This window comes from Collimonas sp. OK607 (genome assembly GCF_900111995.1).
Lineage (GTDB): Bacteria > Pseudomonadota > Gammaproteobacteria > Burkholderiales > Burkholderiaceae_D > Collimonas.
Genome location: NZ_FOKF01000003.1, coordinates 107,900 through 128,323, shown reverse-complemented (window position 1 = coordinate 128,323; position 20,424 = coordinate 107,900). Strand labels below are relative to the sequence as shown.

General features: G+C 48.7%; 18 protein-coding genes and 1 tRNA gene. 4 read left to right on the top strand and 15 right to left on the bottom strand.

Annotated features, from left to right (window positions below):
- Positions 1-4 precede the first annotated feature (4 nt).
- The 4 genes from fdhE (at position 5) to BM029_RS03840 (ending at position 4,492) form a co-directional block, all read left to right on the top strand.
- Entirely contained in the window at positions 5-940 is a 936-nt protein-coding gene (gene fdhE / locus BM029_RS03855; protein ID WP_092432804.1) for a formate dehydrogenase accessory protein FdhE, read from the top strand.
- Positions 941-2,398, top strand: coding sequence for an L-seryl-tRNA(Sec) selenium transferase (gene selA, locus BM029_RS03850; protein WP_092432803.1), 1,458 nt, complete (start codon positions 941-943; stop codon positions 2,396-2,398). It abuts the gene before it with no gap.
- The gene (gene selB / locus BM029_RS03845; RefSeq protein WP_092432802.1) at positions 2,395-4,335 is read left to right on the top strand and encodes a selenocysteine-specific translation elongation factor; all 1,941 of its coding nucleotides are present in this window, start codon (positions 2,395-2,397) and stop codon (positions 4,333-4,335) included. Before selA ends, selB begins: the two co-directional genes overlap by 4 nt.
- Positions 4,336-4,396: 61 nt before the next feature.
- A tRNA-Sec gene (locus BM029_RS03840) sits at positions 4,397-4,492 on the top strand.
- Here the strand turns inward: BM029_RS03840 and waaC are convergent.
- The 15 genes from waaC to BM029_RS03765 form a co-directional block, all read right to left on the bottom strand.
- Complete coding sequence (gene waaC / locus BM029_RS03835) at positions 4,454-5,485, bottom strand: lipopolysaccharide heptosyltransferase I (protein WP_092432800.1); 1,032 nt, start codon at positions 5,483-5,485, stop codon at positions 4,454-4,456. The two genes, BM029_RS03840 and waaC, sit on opposite strands and share 39 nt — an antisense overlap.
- 24 nt (positions 5,486-5,509) lie before the next feature.
- A complete protein-coding gene (locus BM029_RS03830) occupies positions 5,510-6,898 on the bottom strand; it encodes a phosphomannomutase/phosphoglucomutase (RefSeq protein WP_092432799.1) in 1,389 nt (462 codons plus the stop codon).
- A 208-nt stretch (positions 6,899-7,106) separates the two neighbouring features.
- Entirely contained in the window at positions 7,107-7,427 is a 321-nt protein-coding gene (locus tag BM029_RS03825) for an H-NS histone family protein (RefSeq protein WP_092432798.1), read from the bottom strand.
- 45 nt (positions 7,428-7,472) lie between these two features.
- Positions 7,473-9,407: a polysaccharide biosynthesis protein gene (locus BM029_RS03820; RefSeq protein ID WP_092432797.1), complete on the bottom strand. Its 1,935-nt coding sequence runs from the start codon at positions 9,405-9,407 to the stop codon at positions 7,473-7,475.
- A gap of 76 nt (positions 9,408-9,483) precedes the next feature.
- Entirely contained in the window at positions 9,484-10,044 is a 561-nt protein-coding gene (locus BM029_RS03815; RefSeq protein WP_092432946.1) for a sugar transferase, read from the bottom strand.
- Between the two features lie 100 nt (positions 10,045-10,144).
- Positions 10,145-10,738, bottom strand: a complete 594-nt coding sequence (locus tag BM029_RS03810; protein WP_092432780.1) for a sugar transferase — start codon at positions 10,736-10,738, stop codon at positions 10,145-10,147.
- Entirely contained in the window at positions 10,732-11,883 is a 1,152-nt protein-coding gene (locus tag BM029_RS03805; RefSeq protein ID WP_092432778.1) for a DegT/DnrJ/EryC1/StrS family aminotransferase, read from the bottom strand. Before BM029_RS03805 ends, BM029_RS03810 begins: the two co-directional genes overlap by 7 nt.
- Positions 11,884-11,886: 3 nt before the next feature.
- Positions 11,887-12,504 (bottom strand): GNAT family N-acetyltransferase, encoded by a 618-nt coding sequence (locus tag BM029_RS03800; protein ID WP_092432777.1) that lies wholly within the window; start codon positions 12,502-12,504, stop codon positions 11,887-11,889.
- Positions 12,501-13,724 (bottom strand): glycosyltransferase family 4 protein, encoded by a 1,224-nt coding sequence (locus tag BM029_RS03795; RefSeq protein ID WP_092432775.1) that lies wholly within the window; start codon positions 13,722-13,724, stop codon positions 12,501-12,503. The genes BM029_RS03800 and BM029_RS03795 overlap by 4 nt, the downstream gene beginning before the upstream one ends.
- Position 13,725: 1 nt before the next feature.
- Positions 13,726-14,853: a non-hydrolyzing UDP-N-acetylglucosamine 2-epimerase gene (gene wecB, locus BM029_RS03790; RefSeq protein ID WP_092432774.1), complete on the bottom strand. Its 1,128-nt coding sequence runs from the start codon at positions 14,851-14,853 to the stop codon at positions 13,726-13,728.
- A 2-nt stretch (positions 14,854-14,855) separates the two neighbouring features.
- Positions 14,856-15,965: a UDP-2-acetamido-2,6-beta-L-arabino-hexul-4-ose reductase gene (locus BM029_RS03785; protein ID WP_244544887.1), complete on the bottom strand. Its 1,110-nt coding sequence runs from the start codon at positions 15,963-15,965 to the stop codon at positions 14,856-14,858.
- Position 15,966: 1 nt separating this feature from the next.
- The gene (locus BM029_RS03780; protein ID WP_092432772.1) at positions 15,967-17,001 is read right to left on the bottom strand and encodes a polysaccharide biosynthesis protein; all 1,035 of its coding nucleotides are present in this window, start codon (positions 16,999-17,001) and stop codon (positions 15,967-15,969) included.
- A 99-nt stretch (positions 17,002-17,100) separates the two neighbouring features.
- The gene (locus BM029_RS03775; protein ID WP_092432771.1) at positions 17,101-18,348 is read right to left on the bottom strand and encodes a hypothetical protein; all 1,248 of its coding nucleotides are present in this window, start codon (positions 18,346-18,348) and stop codon (positions 17,101-17,103) included.
- 34 nt (positions 18,349-18,382) lie between these two features.
- A complete protein-coding gene (locus tag BM029_RS03770) occupies positions 18,383-19,612 on the bottom strand; it encodes a glycosyltransferase family protein (protein WP_092432769.1) in 1,230 nt (409 codons plus the stop codon).
- Complete coding sequence (locus BM029_RS03765) at positions 19,609-20,421, bottom strand: glycosyltransferase (RefSeq protein WP_092432767.1); 813 nt, start codon at positions 20,419-20,421, stop codon at positions 19,609-19,611. Before BM029_RS03765 ends, BM029_RS03770 begins: the two co-directional genes overlap by 4 nt.
- Positions 20,422-20,424 lie beyond the last annotated feature (3 nt).

Sequence of the window (20,424 nt, the reverse complement as noted above, 5' to 3'; positions counted from 1 at the left end):
CGACTTGCAACGTATCCTCGAACCGGGTGAAATCGAAGCACTTGACCACAATGCCATTCCACGCATTCGCATGCCGGAGCGCGCCAGCGTATTCAGCAATCGCGCGCAACGCCTGAAACAACTCGCTGCAGGAAATGCCATCGGTGGCTACCTGAGCCTGATGGCGGTACTGGCAGAGGCACAGCAGCAAACATTGAACAAATTGGCCGGTGAGCCAGACGACCAAGCTCAGGACCAGGCCCGCATCAACCTGGTGCACGCGCATTTGATGCCACTGATTCTGGCTACAGATCAGGTGCGTAATCCGCACTGGCAAACTGTCTTGATTCAATTACTCGAGCATGTCGCCAAGGCCGGCAACATCCCAGCTGCCGTAACGCAACTGGTAGCGCGACTTCAACAAACCGGCGCCAACGAACGTGACAGTCAGGCTGAAGCAATCCTGCGCAGCAATCATGAGATTGTCGATCCGGCCAGCGCCCCGTTTTACGCTGCAGCCCTGCAAGTGGTGTGCTGCGATCTTGTGACCCGCTTCAGCGAACGCGATGTACCGCTGCTGGATACACCAGGCCTGTGCCCATGCTGCGGCTCACTGCCGGTTGCCAGCGTGGTGCGCATGGATGGTCAATCGCAGGGACATCGATACCTGCAATGCAGCATGTGCGCGGCCGAGTGGCATATGGTGCGCATCAAATGCAGCTATTGCGATTCCACAAAAGGCATCGCCTATCAGGTCATAGAAGATGGTTCGGCAGCTATCAAGGCCGAGACCTGCGATGAATGCCACAGCTGGCTGAAAATCTTCTACCAGGAAAAAGATCCCTACCTCGAACCGCTGGCCGACGACCTTGCCAGCGTAGCCCTCGATCTGCTGATGGGCGAAACGGTTTACGCACGCCGCCATGGCAACCCCTTGCTCTGGCAATCCACGGAGAACTGAATGGCTGGAGCAACCACGCAAGCTGAGGCAGCCACTACCTCGATCGCCTCTGTCAGTGACATTCCATCCGTCGACCGTGTTCTGACTCTGACGGAATCCCAGCCGCTGATGACGCAATACGGACGTACTCAGGTAACTGCTGCGGTACGTAAGCACCTGGATAAGCTGAGAAGCGATGCCCTTGCCGGCAAACTGGTGCAGGCAGATGTGGATGATTCACAGCTGGTAGACATTCTCGGAAAGCAGCTGGCAGCCGCCAGTCGATTGCATCTGCGCGCATTGTTCAACCTTACCGGCACTGTGCTGCATACCAACCTCGGCCGTGCGCTGCTGCCGGACGAAGCGGTGCAGGCGGTGGTCAGCGCGCTGACATCTCCCGGAAATCTTGAATTCGATCTGGAAACCGGTGGCCGCGGCGACCGTGACAGCCTGGTTGAAGACGTATTGTGCGAACTCACCGGCGCCGAGGCAGCCACCGTTGTCAACAACAACGCTGCCGCCGTGTTGCTGATGCTGAATGCGCTGGCGCAGAGGAAAGAGGTCATCGTCTCGCGCGGCGAACTGGTCGAAATCGGCGGCGCATTCCGTATCCCCGACATCATGCAGCGCGCGGGAGCAAAATTGGTGGAAATCGGCACCACCAACCGCACCCATCCGGCGGATTACGCCAACGCCATCACACCGCGCAGCGCGATGCTGATGAAGGTTCATTGCAGTAATTACGCCATTAGCGGCTTCACACGCAGCGTCGAAATCTCCACGCTGGCAGAACTGGCGCGGCCACACGGGCTGCCTGTTACGGTTGATCTTGGCAGTGGCACATTGGTTGACCTGACGCAGTGGGGCTTGCCCGGGGAGACAACGGTACGGGAGACCATACGTCAAGGGGCTGATCTGGTGACGTTCAGCGGCGACAAGCTGCTGGGCGGGCCGCAGGCAGGGCTTATCGTCGGTCGCGCGGACCTGATAGCCCGCATCAAAAAAAATCCGCTGAAGCGCGCGCTGCGCGTCGGCAAGCTCACCCTGGCCGCACTGGAGCCAGTGCTCAGACTTTATCTGGCGCCCGAATTTCTGGCGGAGCGCCTCACAACCTTGCGCTTGCTCACCCGTAACCAGCTGCAGATACATGCCCAGGCCGAACGCCTGCTGAGCGTATTGCAGACGGCACTGGGAACCAGCTATACCGTCACCGCAGAAGCAATGTTCAGCCAGATTGGCAGTGGTGCATTACCAGTCGACCAGCTGCCGAGTTACGGCCTGGTAGTGCGCGCCGGGAATGCCCCCAATGGCGCCAAACGCCATGGCCGCGCACTCGACAAACTGGAAAAATCCCTGCGCCAGTTGCCGCGCCCGGTCATCGGACGGATTGCCAACGACGCACTGTGGCTGGATTGCCGCTGCCTGGAAGAACGTGATGAAGCCTTGTTCAACACACAGTTGCTGGATCTCTCCATATGATCGTCGGCACCGCCGGGCATATCGATCACGGCAAGACCACACTCATCAAGGCGCTGACAGGCGTCAATACCGATCGCCTCAAGGAAGAGCAAGTCCGGGGTATTTCGATTGAGCTTGGTTATGCCTACACGCCGCTGCCGAACGGCGAAGTATTGGGATTTATCGACGTCCCTGGCCACGAGCACCTCGTGCATACGATGGTGGCCGGCGCCTCCGGCATCGACTTCGCATTGCTGGTGATTGCCGCCGACGATGGCGTCATGCCGCAAACACGTGAGCATCTGGAAATCCTGCAGTGGCTGGGAGTCGAAACAGGCGCAGTAGCCCTGACAAAAATCGACCGGGTCGATCACGCGCGCATTGCTGAAGTCACCAGCGAAATTCAGCAACTGTTGGCGACCACCATGCTCGCAGACGTATCGATCTTTCCGGTCGCCGCGCATGACCCGCAAGATGCTGGAACCGCCGCCCTGCAGCAGCATTTGCATGAGATCGCGCAACGCATGCAACCGCGTCGAGACGACGGACTATTCAGGCTGGCGATTGACCGGGTATTTACCCTTGCAGGGCACGGCACAGTGGTGACCGGAACCGTTTTTTCCGGCCAGGTCCACGTCGGCGATCACATCGCGTTGATGCCAGCCGGCGACATGGCGCGTGTGCGCAGCCTGCATGTGCAAAACCGATCGGCTTCCGGCGGCCATGCCGGACAGCGTTGCGCACTCAACCTGACTGGCATCGACAAGGATGCCATCAAGCGCGGCGACTGGCTGGCCGATCCACGCGCGATGACGCCGTCGACACGGATTGATGTGGAACTTCAGCTGTCAGCCCATGCAGGCGTATTGCTGCGCAATCGCTCTCCTCTGCATATGCACTTGGGTACCTTGCATCAAGTTGCCCTGGTCACGCCGCTGGAAGGAAGTACGCTATCTCCGGGCAATCGCAGCAGAGTGCAGCTGCAATTTGAAACGCCTGTCTGCACGATTCCGGGCGACCGCTTTATCGTCCGCAATGCACAGGCAAACATGACCATCGGCGGTGGCCACGTACTGGATCCGGCTGCCCCTGCGCGCAAGCGTCGCACGCCGGAACGTCACGCCTGGCTCGATGCGATCGAACATATGCTGCATGGTGCCGGCATCAGCGCGTTGCTGCAAGCCGCTGCGCCTGGCGGTTTGCGTCTCTCCGTGCTGATGCAGCTTAGTGGATTGTCATCCACCGCATTGCAATTGCCGGAAGACGCACAGTCGATTGTCACGGGTTCGCAAGAGCATGATAATTTTGTTATGTTGTCTGCCCAATGGCAGTCGCTACGAACACTGGCCGTAACTGCGTTGACCGAGTTTCATGCACGCTTTCCTGATGAACAAGGTGTCGATAGCGCACGCCTGCGACGGATGACGCTGCCGGCACTGGATAGCGCGCTGTGGTTAGCAGTCGTCGAATCCCTCACAGGCGATGCGACGATTCAGCGCAGCGGACCATGGCTGCACCTACCGCAACATACGGTCACTCTGTCAGAAGATGAACAAGCGCTGGCGCTGCTGCTTCTGTCAACACTGGCCGCTGCCGGATTTGATCCTCCCTGGGTGCGCGAACTGGCGCAGGCACACAGGATTCCCGAAGAACAGGTGCGGCAGCTCTTGCGTAAATTGCTGCGGCAGGGGCTGGTATATCAAATTGAGCGCGACCTGTTTTATCACCATGACCGTGTACGAGAGTTAGCCGAGCTGCTGGCGAGTCTGGCGGCAGAACAAATGCCAGAACATGGCTCTACAGTTGCGAACGGAATAAACGCCGCACGCTGGCGCGATGCCACGGGGCTGGGCCGTAAGCGCGCCATCCAGATTCTGGAATTTTTCGATCGAATAGGCTATACCCGCCGCATACGTGATGCGCACGTATTGCGCGACGGTGATGTGAACTGGTTCTGATGGCGCAGGAATCGCGAATCAGGATAAAGGATAAAGGATAAAGGATAAAATAACGCACCAAGGAAGGCACACGTATCCGGTGATGCGGCCGGGCTTCAAACCCGGTGGGGGGTGCCAGTCACTCCCGGGTAGGTTCGACTCCTGCTGCCTTCCGCCAATCGATTTTTTGCGTCAGCGTGTCCACCGCCAACGCGACCTGTTCCACAGTAGGAGGCGCGCCAAGTTCACCCAGATTGATAATTTGCGACGACCAGTTGCCTTCGGTTTTCCAGCGCGGCGAATCGCAATATAGCTCAATGGTCGGACGGTTGAATGCAGCCGCGATATGGGTCAGGCCGGTATCGACGCCGATCACCAATGCAGCACGCTGAGCCAGCAATACCGCTTCCATCAGCGGCAATTTGGGGAGCACCTGGGCATTGGTCATTTGGCTTGCCAACTGCTCCGCAGTTTTTTTCTCAGCATCGCTGCCCCAGGGCAGCAACACCGGCAGATCGCGTTCGGCCAACAAGGCGGCAATGCGCACCCAGTTAGCATTGGGCCACTGTTTGGCAGCGCGCGCCGTGCCATGGAAAAAAACGGCATATGGTTCGTCTGGCAGCCATGCTGGTCGCTCCGCGGACGTCATGGCCGGAGGATGCAGATTGAAATCTGCAACGCCATCAACGCCGTAGCCAAGCGCCTTTGCCGCTACTTCGCGGGCGCGCAATACAGCGTGCGTATGCAGGCCCACTTCGACACTCTTGGTATGAAATATGCGTGACAGCGGCTCATAGCCGGAGCCCTCAGTCGCGTTTGCCAATCCGACCCGTTGGCCACCGGGAGCAAGCCGCGCCATCCGCATGACTACGCTGGTTTTCAGCAAACCTTGCGTATCGAACACGATATCGTAGGCATCCTGCTTGAGCTGTTGCCTGAAATTCGAAATTTCCGCCCGTGTGGCGGCGGACGACAGACTCTTGCGCCAGCGCCGCAGGGCAATCGGTATGATGCGACGTACGTCGTGATTCATGCGTACCAGGCCGGTGTAACCCTCTTCCACGACCCAATCGATATTCGCGTCGGGATAGTGGCGTCGGATGTCCGACACCATTGGCATGTTATGCACCACGTCGCCTAAAGAGGAGACGCGAACGATCAGGATGTTCAAATCGGAGCCGCTTCGACAGGTAAATTAGAAAGGCAGCGATGCATGGGGTTTGGCAGCCAGAATTACGCGCTTGAATTCAGACTGGATTCGAGCCAGAGCCTGTTCCGACTCGGCCTCAAAGCGCATCACCACAACCGGCGTGGTGTTGGATGAACGCGCCAGGCCGAAACCATCTGCATATTCAACGCGCAAGCCATCGATCTTGATAATTTCATCAGATCCGGGGAAATGCGCTTCGCGCTGCAATTTCTCGATCAGGGCGAAATTCTCCCCTTCTTCCAGCTTCAATTGCAATTCAGGTGTGCTGGAGGATTGCGGCAATGCATTCAACACCGCCGAAGGATCGCTTTCGCGACTCAGCAGTTCCAGCAAGCGCACGCCGGCGTACAAACCGTCATCAAAGCCGTACCAGCGGTCTTTGAAGAAAACATGGCCGCTCATTTCACCGCCCAGCGGCGCACCGGTTTCACGCATCTTGGCCTTGACCAGCGAATGACCGGTTTTCCACATCAGAGGCTTACCGCCGTGCTTGGCAATCCATGGCGCCAGGTGGCGGGTACATTTGACGTCGTACAAGATTTCGCGGCCCGGATGACGCGTCAGCACATCTGCCGCAAACAGCATCAGTTGCCGGTCCGGATAGATAATTTGGGCATCCTTGGTGACGACACCGAGACGATCGCCGTCGCCATCGAATGCCAGGCCGATTTCGGCATCTGAATTTTGCAATGCGCGAATTACATCTTGCAGGTTTTCGGGATGGGCCGGATCGGGATGATGGTTAGGGAAAGTGCCGTCCACTTCACAAAACAGTTCCTGTACTTCGCATCCGAGTGCGCGATAGAGCTCGCCGGCAAAAGCGCCGGCCACGCCGTTGCCGCAATCGACTACGATTTTCATTGGCCGCGCCAATTTGGTATCGCTCACAATGCGCTGCAGATAGGCATCCTTGATGTCGTGCTGGCGGTAGCTACCGGGCGGCGTTGACACGGTGGTCTTGACGCCGCCATTCGCGATAGCCTGATACAGCTGCTGGATGGTGTCGCCGTATATCGCTTCACCGGCCAGCACCATCTTGAAGCCGTTGTAATCGGGAGGATTGTGACTGCCTGTGACCATGATCCCGGATTGCGCGCCAAGTACATGCGTAGCGAAATAAACCATAGGCGTCACCACAACGCCCAGATCCACTACATCCACACCAGCGTCCTGCAAACCGGTTGCCAGGGCAGAGGTCAGTTCCGGCCCGGACAAACGGCCGTCGCGGCCGATAATCACCACTTGTTCGCCTTTGGCACGCACGGCAACACCGAATGCCTGGCCGATTTGGCGGGCGATACCGGCGTCTAACGTGGTGCCGATGACACCGCGAATGTCGTAAGCCTTGAAGATCGATTTGGAGAGTGGGAGCATAGTTTTATGTAATGAGAACGCAGGGTTCCGCGGGGAGAAAACTTCAACAATATTGGTTCACATGCCGCTGCCGGCATGGATGAGACGTTTCACCGAACCGAAAGATACGGGCCTGATTCCAGGCACGTATCTTTCGGTTCAGGTACCGGTCGTCAGGCTGGCGCTATTTCGCGGAAAGCAAAAACAACGGCGATTGTTTCGATGATTGTTATACGCGTATGGCATCCAGCGATTGACCGGAAGCGACCCAGTCCTGAATCCATTTAGGCTGGCGACCGCGGCCGGTCCATTGCAATAACGCATCCGAAGGATGGCGATAACGCACCGCTACTTTTGTCTTGGAAGCAGCGTTCTTGCCACGCGACTGAGCGCCCAGCAAATCCTGCAGCGAGATCCCTGCACTTTGCGCGATAGCTAAAATTTGTTCGCGTGCCTTGACCTGCTCCTGATGTTCGCGATCTTTCAAAGCTTGCTTGACTTGATCCTGCAATGCACGTAACTCGGCTACTGTTAATCCCGATAAATCCATGCTACCCCCGATAAGTGAAATTCAATCAAATTATTGCTGCCTCGATTAATGCAGCGTCGTATCGCTCACCTCTGACAAGCGACGTTTGGCGCGCCATATAAAATCTTCAATTCCACACTGCGGTGCATACTCGGCGACTGTGCGCAGCAATAATTCACGTACTTCCTCGTACGCAAACCTGGAGCAAGCGTCTTCCAATTTACCCAACAAATCTTCCAGTGTTGCCCACGGAATTTCAACTTCCTGCGCGCGCATGATCAGCGGATGTTCAGTGCCTTCGACATTTTCGCCAATCAACAACTCTTCGTATAATTTTTCGCCAGGACGCAAACCTACGTGGTTGATTTCTATCGTGCCGTCTGGCGTTGTATCCGATAATACTTCCAGCCCACTTAGATGCACCATCCGCGTCGCCAGATCAATGATTTTTACCGGATCGCCCATGTCCAGGACAAACACATCTCCCCCCTGTCCCATCGCTCCGGCCTGCAGCACCAGTTGCGCCGCCTCGGGAATGGTCATGAAATAACGGGTGATTTCGGGGTGCGTTAATGTGATTGGCCCACCTGCCATGATCTGCTTGCGAAATAAAGGAACAACTGAACCGGATGAGCCGAGCACGTTACCAAAACGCACCATGCAAAATCTCGTCGTTGACGCACCTTTGACTTGCGCTCGTGAAAACGCTTGCAAAATCAACTCGGCAAATCGTTTGGTTGAACCCATTACATTGGTCGGCCGCACCGCTTTGTCAGTGGAAATCAATACGAATGATTTGACGCCGGCAGCCATGGCGGCTTTGGCTACGCTCAGCGTACCAAACACATTATTCCGGATACCTTCGATCGGATTGTGTTCAACCAAGGGCACGTGTTTGTAAGCTGCGGCGTGGTATACCGTTTCAACTGAAAACGTGCGCATGATGCGTTCGCATTTCTCCGTTTCCAGCACCGAACCCAGAAACGGCAACAATTCAATTTTGAGACCTAGGCTGCGCTGCAACTCGCTCAGCTCCTGCTCAATCGCATATAGGCCGAATTCTGACATTTCAAGCAAGATCAGGCGCGACGGCCGCTGGCGTATGATCTGACGACAGAGTTCTGAGCCGATCGAACCGCCTGCCCCCGTTACCATCACAGACTGATTCACTATACAAGCAGAAATCAGTTCCGGATTAGGCTCCACTGGGTCACGTCCAAGCAGATCCTCAATCTCGACCTCACGAATATCCTGCACGCGCAGTTCGCCATTGACCAGGCTCTTGATTGGCGGCGTTACTTTGATTTTGACTTTGAGGGGTTCCAGTTTATCTAGAATGTGCTTTTGCTGTAGCTTGCTCAAGGAAGGCATTGCCAGCAAAATTTCTTTGAAATTGTATCGCCCAATCAAGTTGGCTAAATCATTAGCCGCGAATACTTTGATGCCTGCAATGGTGGCTTTTTGCAATTCCTTCTTGTCATCTATAAATGCTACCGGCAAATACTCGTTGCCGGCCCGAAGAGCACTCGCCAACTGTGTACCGGCCTGACCGGCACCGTAGATCGCTACAGGTACCGCACCGTTCACTCCGCTAACACGCAACAGATACCCTCGTGCCAGAAATCGGCTAGCCGTCACGTACAAGATCGCACTAACCCAATAGATACCAAAAACTGCCCTGGAATAGCCAGCTGTTTGAGTAAAAGTCCCGATAGCACCCAAAGCAACTACCGACAGCGTTACCCCAAATACCACTACATAAACAATTTTATGGTCTATGAAACGGATAACAGCTCTATACAATCCTAATCTTAAAAAAATAGGTATTGATATTAAAGGTGCTGTCAAAATCAATAAGCTATATTGATGCAGCAACCACGAATTAAGACCATCATGACGCAGCCATATCGCCAGACAAAATGTGAGTGGCAACAAAATTAGATCTGCAGATGCTGCAATTATTTGCTTATGAACGCGGGGCAAGCTTAAAAAAGAAATCATATTGATAATTCAGCGGATAACCCGCATAAGAAATCGAAATACCTCTAAGGTAACAACCTGGATGCTTCACAGGTGATCAATGCATCACTCCGTCTCTTCGAATTACTTTTAAAAAAGTAAGAAGTACGATTTTCATATCAAAAAAAAACGATTGCTGCTGTAAATACTCAACATCTAATCTGACTTTTTCTGGAACCGACAGTTCATCTCGTCCATTAATTTGGGCCCAGCCTGTCAATCCTGGAAGTAAAACCTCTACACCGGATTTTGTACGCAATTCAATCAGACAATCCTGATTGAACAGCGCAGGCCTCGGGCCGACAAAACTCATATCCCCTTTGATGATACTCCAAAGTTGAGGTAATTCATCCAAACTGGATTTGCGCAAAAAAGGGCCAACTGGGGTCAAAAATTTATTGGAGTCGTTTAATAAATGCGTCGCCACTTCAGGTGTATCAACCAGCATAGTGCGAAATTTTGGCATCTTGAAAATAACGTTATTACGACCTACTCGATTAGACCAATACAAAACAGGACCACTTGAGGTGCATGCAATAAGGAAAACAATAATTAAAAGAGGCGATGAAAAAATTAATAGCAATAACAGGCTTAAAAACAGATCAAAAATACGCTTCATGATTATATGTATCAACTTCATCTAATAAAATCGATATAATTTTCCGAATCGCAGACTTTAACGTATCAATATCTGTGAAAGAAGTTGTAATGAACGGGTTTTATTTAATGATCACCCACAAAGTGCGGAAGATAATCTTCAGATCCATTCCAAAACTGCGTTCTTGTACATATCGCACATAATATTTCATCTTAACAGGAAGAATCTCTGTCATATACGCTTGTTCCGCATCGGTTGCTCTACCAAGTATCGTGCTTTCATCTTTGTATTCGATTGATGCCCAATCAGTAATACCAGGTGGCACGGATAACACGATATTACGAATATCCACAGGATAACAGGCAATAAAGCGGGGCACCTCTGGGCGAGGCCCTACCAAGCTCATATCACCGCTAAGCACATTTAACAGCTGTGGCAATTCGTCAAGTTTATAGCGACGTATCACATGTCCAACATTTGTTATCCGTGCATCACGGCCAACGGTGATCTGCCCTTTTGACTCACTGTCCGTCGTCATAGTACGGAATTTGAATATACGGAACAACTTATTATTTTTACCAACCCGCTCCTGCCGAAAAAAAACTGGCCCGGAAGAATCAAGCTTGATCCGGCAGGAAATCCATAAAAATAGCGGGGATAATAAGATGAGCCCTATCAGCGCCGCAAAAAAATCAAAACAACGTTTAATCAGCACAGCAATTCTTTCAGAGCTTGTATTACTCGTGTTTGATCCTCATCACTCATTTTCGTATATAGCGGGATACTCAGCATCGCTCTATAAGCGGCATCGGCATGAGGAAATTGCTCGGGGGCCAAGCCATAGGTATCGCGCCAGTACGGTTGCCTGTGCAAGGGAACGTAATGCACACTGGTGCCGATGCCTCGGTCTGACAGAGCTTGAATAAATGCATCCCGTCCAATACTGACGTCCTCGCGGAGACGGATCACATAAAGGTGCCATGAGTGGGTACCACCAGCTGGAGCATCCGCTGGCAAAATCAAAGGCAATCCCGCCAGTTCTTCGGCATAGCGTTTTGCCAACTGCTGCCGTCGCACCAAAAAGCGATCAATCTTGCGCAACTGATGAATTCCCATCGCAGAAGCGATATCAGTTAAATTATATTTAAACCCCGGCGCAACAATTTCATAAAACCAAGAAGGTGTTTTGGAGGTAAAACGATCAAATGCATCCTTGCTGATGCCATGAAGACGCATAATTTTCATACGCTTGGCAAGGGCAGGATCTTTTGTTACAACCATGCCACCTTCGCCAGTGGTCATAGTCTTGTTTGCATAAAAACTGAATACAGTAATATCGCTGTCCAAAGTGCCTATCAAACGCCCCTTGTAGCTGGTCGGGAATGCATGCGCCGCATCCTCTACAACTTTCACCCCATGTGCATGGGCAAGCTCCAATAACGCATCCATATCGCACGCCAAACCGGCGTAATGCACCGGCATGATCACCTTCGTTTTCGATGTGATGGCGGCTTTGACTGCTGGCACATCGATATTGAGCGTAATAGGATCAACATCGACAAAAACCAACTCCGCCCCCAGATACCTGGCAACTTCGGCAGTTGCAGTAAAAGTAAGCGTCGGCACGATTACCTCATCGCCGGGCCCGACGCCTAAAGCCTCTAACGCCAAATGCAGTCCTGCAGTCGCTGAATTCACTGCGATCGCTTCGCCGCCATCGCCTAAATAAGCGGCGAAATCCTGTTCGAATTGTTTGGTTTTCGGCCCGGTGGTTACCCAGCCCGAGCGCAGACATTCGACAACTTCCTGAATTTCTTCTTCGCCGATTTCGGGAAGAGCAAACGGTAAAAATTTAGTCATGAATTAGATATTTCCAAGAGGTTTTATATATCGCAACATCGGCCTGGACCCTTGTTGCATGAATTGGGATTCCTGCTTATAACCGTATTTCGTATAAAAGGAATTGACGTGATCATTATTTTCCTGATCCGTCGTCAAATACACAAATTTAAGGCCTTTCGACAAAACTTCTTGCTCAAACCCTGCCAGCAACTGCCCACCCAACGATTTCCCGCCAAAATGAGGGGCTACTCCAATGCTGCTTAACAAGGCAGCCTGATGCAGAGTCTGTGGCTGATCTCCCTTGTAGAACAAGGCGCCATAGATTTTATGCAACACCGGCAGCGGCCTGCGCAAGATGGCCGGAATGGCGCGGATGAAAAATATTGCTCCCCGCTTTCTCCTTAGTCGCTTAAAAAATGTATCTGGTTCAGTAGTACCGGCAGCGAATCCTAAAATTTCCTGTCCCCGGCTAGCGACCACCAGGAGACCTTGCTCGCCATCCAGAAATCCCCGATACAACTCTCTAAGAAATCCATCTCCCAATGAAGTAAGAAAAAATCCTTTGAATGCGTCTTTATGCACCAAAACAATCGCTTCGATATCGGCCGAGGTGGCAGTTCTGATCTGTACTGAAGTCATCCCTTTTGCTCGTTTCTTGTATACAGCATTTTCTGCAATATTTCGGCGATTTTCGCACTACCAATTTTTATCGACATGTTTTCCATATAAAAATCGTAGCCATTTTTGCCCATCCGGGCCCAGTCGTCCTTTTGATTAATCAAACTGGTAATCGCTTCAGCAACGCTGCTTTCATTTTCGGGAGCAGCTTTTACACCTGCATTAACCGTCTCGATTAATTGACCTGTTTCTCCGCCTACCGCCATCAGCAATGGCTTCTTCCCATATAAATACGATTGAGTCTTAGATGGAATCGTAATGTCAAATAGCCGCTGATTCTTCAAATGGGCAAGAAGGACATCGGCTCTGTTCTGAAATTTCTTCACTTCCTTCGACGGAATATAGCCAAGAAAGAAAATATTTTTCGCACCCAGAGACTGCAAATGCTCTTTCAATGCAGCTTCCTCAACCCCAGTTCCAATGATAATCAGGCACACCTCGCTGCCATTAAAGCGAGAAAATGCCGAAATAACAGGCGTCAATGCTTGCGCAGCGCCAAGATTGCCAATATAACAAAATTTATGCTTGAATTTCTCGATTTCAGCATCGAACAGGGCTGTTTCATCGGAATACTCTTCAAGACACCAGTTATAAATTACAGAAATCTTTTCTGCTGGAACATTTCTTTCAATCAATGCTTTTTTATATCCCTGCGACAACACGACGATTTGGTCAGCCCGTCTATAAATATAATTACAAAGACCTGACAAAAATGAATATAAGCGGCCTTGTTTTGCCGAATTGGTCGCCACCAAGGCATCGGGCCATAAATCTTGTACATCAGTGATAAATGGCACACCTCTGATCATCTTATAGAAAGAAGCCAATATTCCGGTTGTTACTTGAGGATGATATGCGTAAACGACATCCGGTTTTTTCTGAAAACAAAGTGCAATCATCGCGCTTATCATGAATGATGCGTATGTCACAGCGCGTGATATTTTTGACCTGGAATGCGATATATGCGAGTAGACACGGATAATATTAATCCCATTGATTGTCTCGGTTTGCCACAGCCGCATCTTATAACCAGGAAATATCTTACCAGTCGGATAATTCGGAAAAGTTGTGATGACATTGATGCTCAGATCTGGATTTTTCTCACGTAATTTGCTTAAAAAATCCAGACCTTTGATCGAATATTCAGGATCAAATAATTGGCTGATAAATAACATGCGCATATTATTTTTTCCAAACAACCCGGTTAACGTAATCGGTATAACTATGAATGATGCGCACTACTTTATCTGATACATTCGACGCGCTATAATCCGCTACCAGCTTCAAATCTCGCTCCCCACCACGTCTCTGCTGGTCCAGTATCTTCAAACTTTGCAGTACGCGGTCGGCCTCTAGCCCGGTCATCATCACCGCGGCCTCTTCCATTCCTTCCGGCCGCTCGTGTGCTTCGCGAATATTCAATGCCGGGAAATTAAGGATAGAAGACTCTTCGGTAATCGTCCCGCTATCAGACAAGACGGCCCTGGAACACGCCTGCAACTTCACATAGTCTTTGAAACCAAGCGGTTTAAGTAAACGAATCAACGGGTGAAATTTCACGCCCTTCGCGTCCACCTTTTTTTGCGTGCGCGGATGGGTTGATACAATGACCGGTTCGTTATACGTCTCGGCTACAGCATTCAGCACGTTCACTAATTTTTCGAAATTGATTTCCGAGTCGATATTTTCTTCCCGATGTGCGCTGACGACGAAATATTTACCTTCCGTCAAACCTAAACGACTCAATGCATCAGACGCATCAATTCCTTCTTTATAGTGATGCAGCACTTCATACATCGGACTGCCCGTCTTGATGATTCGATCAGGCGGCAGCCCCTCGCGCAGCAGATATTCGCGCGCTATAGCGCTGTATGTAAGATTGATGTCGGCGGTGTGGTCCACAATCTTGCGATTGGTTTCCTCCGGCACGCGTTGATCAAAGCAGCGATTGCCTGCCTCCATATGAAAAATCGGGATTTTCCGGCGTTTAGCGGGAATTGCGGCCAGACAGCTATTGGTGTCTCCCAATATAAGCAGCGCGTCAGGTTGGACCTGCGCCAAGACAGCATCGACAGCGATAATCACCTTGCCGATGGTTTCTGCGGCATTGGCGCCCGCGGCATTGAGAAAATGATCGGGTTTGCGGACTTCGAGGTCCTGGAAAAAAATTTCGTTCAGTTCGTAATCGTAGTTTTGTCCGGTATGCGCGATCACATGATCACAATATTCGTCCAATTTCGCCATCACTCGGGACAAGCGAATAATTTCCGGTCGTGTTCCAACGACCGTCATAACTTTCAGTTTTTTCATGATTAAACCTTGTACGTAATCGTATCTGGGTGCTGACGATCGAATATCTCATTCGCCCATAGCATCACAATCATTTCTTCATCACCGATGTTGGTGATGTCATGCGACCAGCCGGGAATAGTTTCCACTACTTCGGGTGAGCTAGCACTGGTGCAATGCTCGTGCGTCTCTCCGGTATCTATATGGCGGAAGCAAAAACGTGCCTCGCCTTTGATGACTAGGAACTTCTCTGTCTTGGTGTGGTGGTAATGACCGCCTCGGGTAATGCCTGGATGTGCAGTAAAGTATGAGAACTGACCGGAGTCATGGGTTTTCAGCATCTCGACAAAAACACCGCGTGGATCCTCATGTTTGGTCAAAGGATAAGAAAACTGTTCTGGCGTGAAGTATGTGATGAAAGTCGAATACAGTGCGCGCGTCAACCCGACGCCAACCGATTCAGTCACAAGCGACTTCCGGCTATCCTTGAATGTTCGCAAGCGCTGCGCCAAATCACCTACCGAAATGCTATAAACCGGTCGCACCTGTTGATAGCCCTCACTCGGCGGACGCTGATCCATGATCCGCAAAAAATCTGTAACGACGTCGTCCACATACACCAGCTGAATTTCGGCTGCGGGATCGTTGATTTGAATGGGTAAGTCGTGGGCAATATTGTGGCAGAACGTTGCCACTGCAGAATTATAATTTGGCCGACACCATTTACCGAATACGTTCGGCAAGCGATAAAGATAGGTGGGCGCGCCGATTTCGACCGTCAGCGCACGCAGAGCGTTCTCTGCCAACAACTTGCTGGTACCGTAAGCATTACCGCGCTCTGCCTGGATGGACGACGTATAAACGAGCGGCACAGAACGACCACTGGAGCGCACAGCATCACACAAAACGCGGGTCAAATCCGTATTACCCTCAGTGAACTCTGTTTCGGTTTGCGGGCGGTTAACGCCGGCCAGATGAAAAATAAAATCTGCAGCAGCAACTTTTTCTGTCAGCGCTGACAGAGGATCGTGTTTAAGGAATGTGAAGATTTCGATCTCTGTCCGCTCACGTAAATGACTCAGTAAATTTTTACCGATGAAACCATTGGCTCCAGTCACCAGCACTTTCATCATATCAGCCCTCCGCGACGGGGTTTTCACCGCGTTCTATAGCACGGATAAAGTCCAGTTTCGAGAGCAATGCCTGCATACCCGCGACGTCCAGACGTTCCGTATTATGCGAGTTATAGTCTTCGCAATTAGAAATTTTCTGTTCGCCCTGCTCCACAAATTTCCCATAATTCAAATCGCGTAAATCCGGTGGTACGCGGAAATACCCGCCCCGATCCTCGGCTGCAGCCATTTCCTCACGGCTTAACAAGGTTTCATACAGTTTTTCACCATGACGTGTACCGATGATATTGACGGGATGTTCTGGCTTTTTCATGGTCGCCAATAACGCCGTTACCAAGGTTTCAACCGTTGCCGCAGGCGCTTTTTGGACGAAGATATCCCCGTTGGAGCCATGCTCGAAGGCATACAGCACCAGGTCAACGGCGTCCTCCAATGTCATCATAAAACGCGTCATCGCAGGATCTGTGATGGTAATCGGTAGCCCCGCCCTCACCTGATCCACAAACAACGGAATCACAGAACCGCGGGAGGCCATTACGTTACCGTAGCGAGTTCCACAAATGACGGTCTTAGCATCGTCCACATTTCGCGACTTTGCGACCATAACTTTTTCCATCATCGCCTTCGAGATACCCATGGCATTGATAGGATAGGCTGCCTTATCGGTACTGAGACATACAACGCGTCGCACGCCATTTTGAATGGCCGCCTCCAACAGATTATCAGTCCCGATGATATTTGTCTTGACCGCTTCCATTGGGTGAAATTCGCAGGATGGCACTTGCTTCAAGGCAGCTGCGTGGAAGATAAAATCGACCCCACGGGTAGCATTCAGAACGCTCGAATAGTCCCTCACATCCCCAATATAGAATTTCAATTTTGAGCTATTGTATCTTTTGCGCATGTCGTCCTGTTTTTTTTCGTCACGGCTAAATATGCGTATTTCGCTAATATCCGTGTCTAAAAATCGCTTTAGGACAGCATTACCGAAAGAACCTGTTCCGCCAGTAATCAATAATAATTTATTTTTAAACATTTTCAATCATTCTTTAATATCGAATTTTCGACAATGCAATAATCTTTGGTAGAAGACGCGAATGTCAAAGGTTTCATTGCAAAAATTTTACAAAAATCATTACTGCTTTATATTGAAATTAGAATTTCTCTGGCTGGAACATCTGGAAACGGCAACAGCTGCGAGACCAATCAACAACATTCCGTTTGAAGAAAATATATATGGATTTGTCGCCGAAACGAATAAATATAATAGCAATCCTGGCGCTAGCCACTGATAATTTTGAGGCGCAGCACGAATACTAGAGAACAGACGATAAATTATCGCAACAAAAGCCATTACCCCTACCATTCCAAATACTCTGAGAAACTCAAAATAAGTTAACTCTGTTTTACTTGCACCCTCTTCAAGCATGCTAGAAAATGGCTGTGACCATACATGCGCATTAAATCCTTGCCCAAATAAAAGAGTAGCTGGATCAAGAAATATCTCGAAATATGAATTCAAGTAACCAATTTTTATAGCGTTACTGGCATCAGCTGAATTTAACATATCGGCAACCACATTAAAATCAAATATAGATATTCCAATAAAAAACAAAAATAACAAACCTAAAAAATAGAGCAACGACATAAATTTATATCGCCGCCAAAAAAAGACCAGGAAAATACCTACGACCGAAATCAACATATTTGCCCGTGTTCCGGACAAAAATAGTGCGATCACTGGCAGCATCAAAAGCAAGAATTTCCTCAAAGATGGTTTTTCAAAAAAAACCCATGCCTCATGTGCCAATAGGAACATAATCATTGGTGAGGCGATGAAATAAATGTAATAAAAATTTATTCCGCCATAATTTCTTTCACCCAAAAAGGCTGCTCCGCCAACGACAAAAAAATAAATCCAGTCTAATGGCAAATTTGCAAGCAAGAAGATCAGAGCCAAAATAATAATTAAGCTCAAACAACGAAGCGAAAAAATATGAGCTCTAAAAGCAACACTTAAATTTTCATTACTAAAATAAATTAGCGAACATGCAAAATAGATACCTCCAACCAAATAAGAGGTATCAATAAAATTCCCCTCCCACAATCCTCCTCTAATGAACGCAACTGTCATACCATAGAAAGGAAGACAGTACACAAAGAAAAAAAATAAAGAAATATAGGGACGATGAATTCTTAGCACAGGCCCATTGAAAAAAAAATTAATGGCTAACACAAAAAGAACACAGCCCAGGGCCACATATCGCAACCCGTAGATCCATCCCGTTGGATCAAAAACAGCTGCAAGCCAAAGAATATATATAGAAAATGCAGATAGCATTGAAATGCCACTCTTCAGCTTTGAATTTCCAATTTGATTCATTTTAATTCATTCAAAATTCATAGTCGTTCTCAATCTATATTTTCCACATATCGCGATTTTGTCTGTAACTTGAAAGATAAACAAGCAGTCTAGCGAAATTAGCAAAGCGATTCGGTCCCAATATTCTCAAGATTAAGCGCATAGAAATGTTAATGAAGGAAAATTTTGCTTTATGCTTGCCAATGTCCGCATAACTGCTGGATTTATATGCAACGGGTTTTTTTTCCAAAAGAAAATTTTTCCTTGCAAATTTACCTACGGGTCCATTTGAATCAAATGGGTCATGGCCACACGGCAGTTCTTGAGAGACACTCGCATATGCACGACGAAGAGTTGGAGAAATATAATCTCCATTTGACATAAAATCAAAACCATATTTTGTCTTTGATGCATCGGTAGTATTTCTGTCGAGCGCGGCTTTGTAGGAAGCACTTAACGCCAATAAATCCTTGCCGCTCTTGCCTTTCGCGAAGAAAGTACTTCTACTTAAAAGATCCGGATTTTTTTCATCAAAAGAACTAAAATGAAAAAATATGAGGGGATATTCCTCATTAACGAGATATAAACCACTCGTGTCTATCGAAATATCTCTTTCTTGCAAATTCCAAAAGGCGACGTTATATCCCAAATTAAATGAAACATAAAGATTTTTGAAAAAGCAAGGCGCTATGCTTACCCATTTTTGATCCGTAGACAAACCAAATTGCGCCTCAAAATAACAAAACCGAAAACAACGATCACTCCACCATTGCAAAAAGCTCAAGCCTTCATCTGATTTAGTTATAGCAAAAAAACCTAAATTGAACGAACCGAACCGCATCATTCCTACATCGCTATTTTGCCACGTATTATCATGCGGTTTCGTATAGTGCGGTGTTAGTACAATAGGATATTTTTCAAGATCCGATAAAATCGGGGCGAGAGAATGGTAAACACATGTATCAGGATCTAGAAAAATGACCTTGTCGAATACTTTCAATAATTGGAGAGAAATAAACGGTTTAACAGAAGTGCTAAATTCGGTAATATCGTATTTAAACGCAAGTTCGTATAGTTCCTGCACCCCGACATCTTCGATCCAAATAAAATCCGCTAGTCTATCCGGAAGTGCAACATCACATTTTCTATCAATCAGATATATTTTTAATTTCTTTTGTTCGTATCGCAATAATGATTCAGCCAGAGCTAATGCTTTCGGCAAATATGCCAAGTTGCAAACTGTAAAAACCGCATACTTTTCGTTCTCTAAAATGGTCATCATCATGCCTTTTTTTCATCAACCGAATTTAAAAATCTCACACTTGCTTGAAATATTATGTAGATAAGTAAGAATTTTATAATATGTCCGGAAAACTTAATATCGCCAGAGCTTAATGTGGTTCCTATCAATCTTAAACTTGAAATGGATGCATCCAATATTCGCGAATATGAATAAGCCCGCATAGAGTAATATTTGCCAAATATTTTATACTTCTTATCGCCCTGCTCTGTAACGTGATCAAATCCTGGAGTGCAAGAATACTCACCAATCCTCAACCCTCCTCTTTTTGATCGGAAACAGAATTCATAATCTACACAATCAACGAAATATTTCTCATTATGCCAATTTAATTTTTTTAGATTTTTTAAATAAAATAGGCTGCCACTATTAATCGCTAGAGGCACATCTTTGAAGCAATTCTGCTCATTTTTTTCTTTAGATTTTTTTGAATTAAATACTACCGCGCTATGCGTCAATTCTAATTCAGAATGATCACAAAAATAATTTTCGATACACTCTAATGTATCTTTATTAAATATCGTATCTTGATCAAAAAAAACTAAACCTGAATTATTCTCAAAATATGCTTGGGCGCAGACAGATGAAACTCCTAGTCCTAAACCGAGATTTTTTCCGCCGGTAAGATACTTTATTTTTCCTTTTTCATCACAAAATTTTCTAACACTTTCTTCTTGCGGTGAATTATCATATATATAGATATCATATCCAAGCTCCAGTGCCATCTGAATTCGGCTTAATAAACCATTTCCCGGATTGTATATCACGAATCCAATTGCAATATTACGAACCATTTT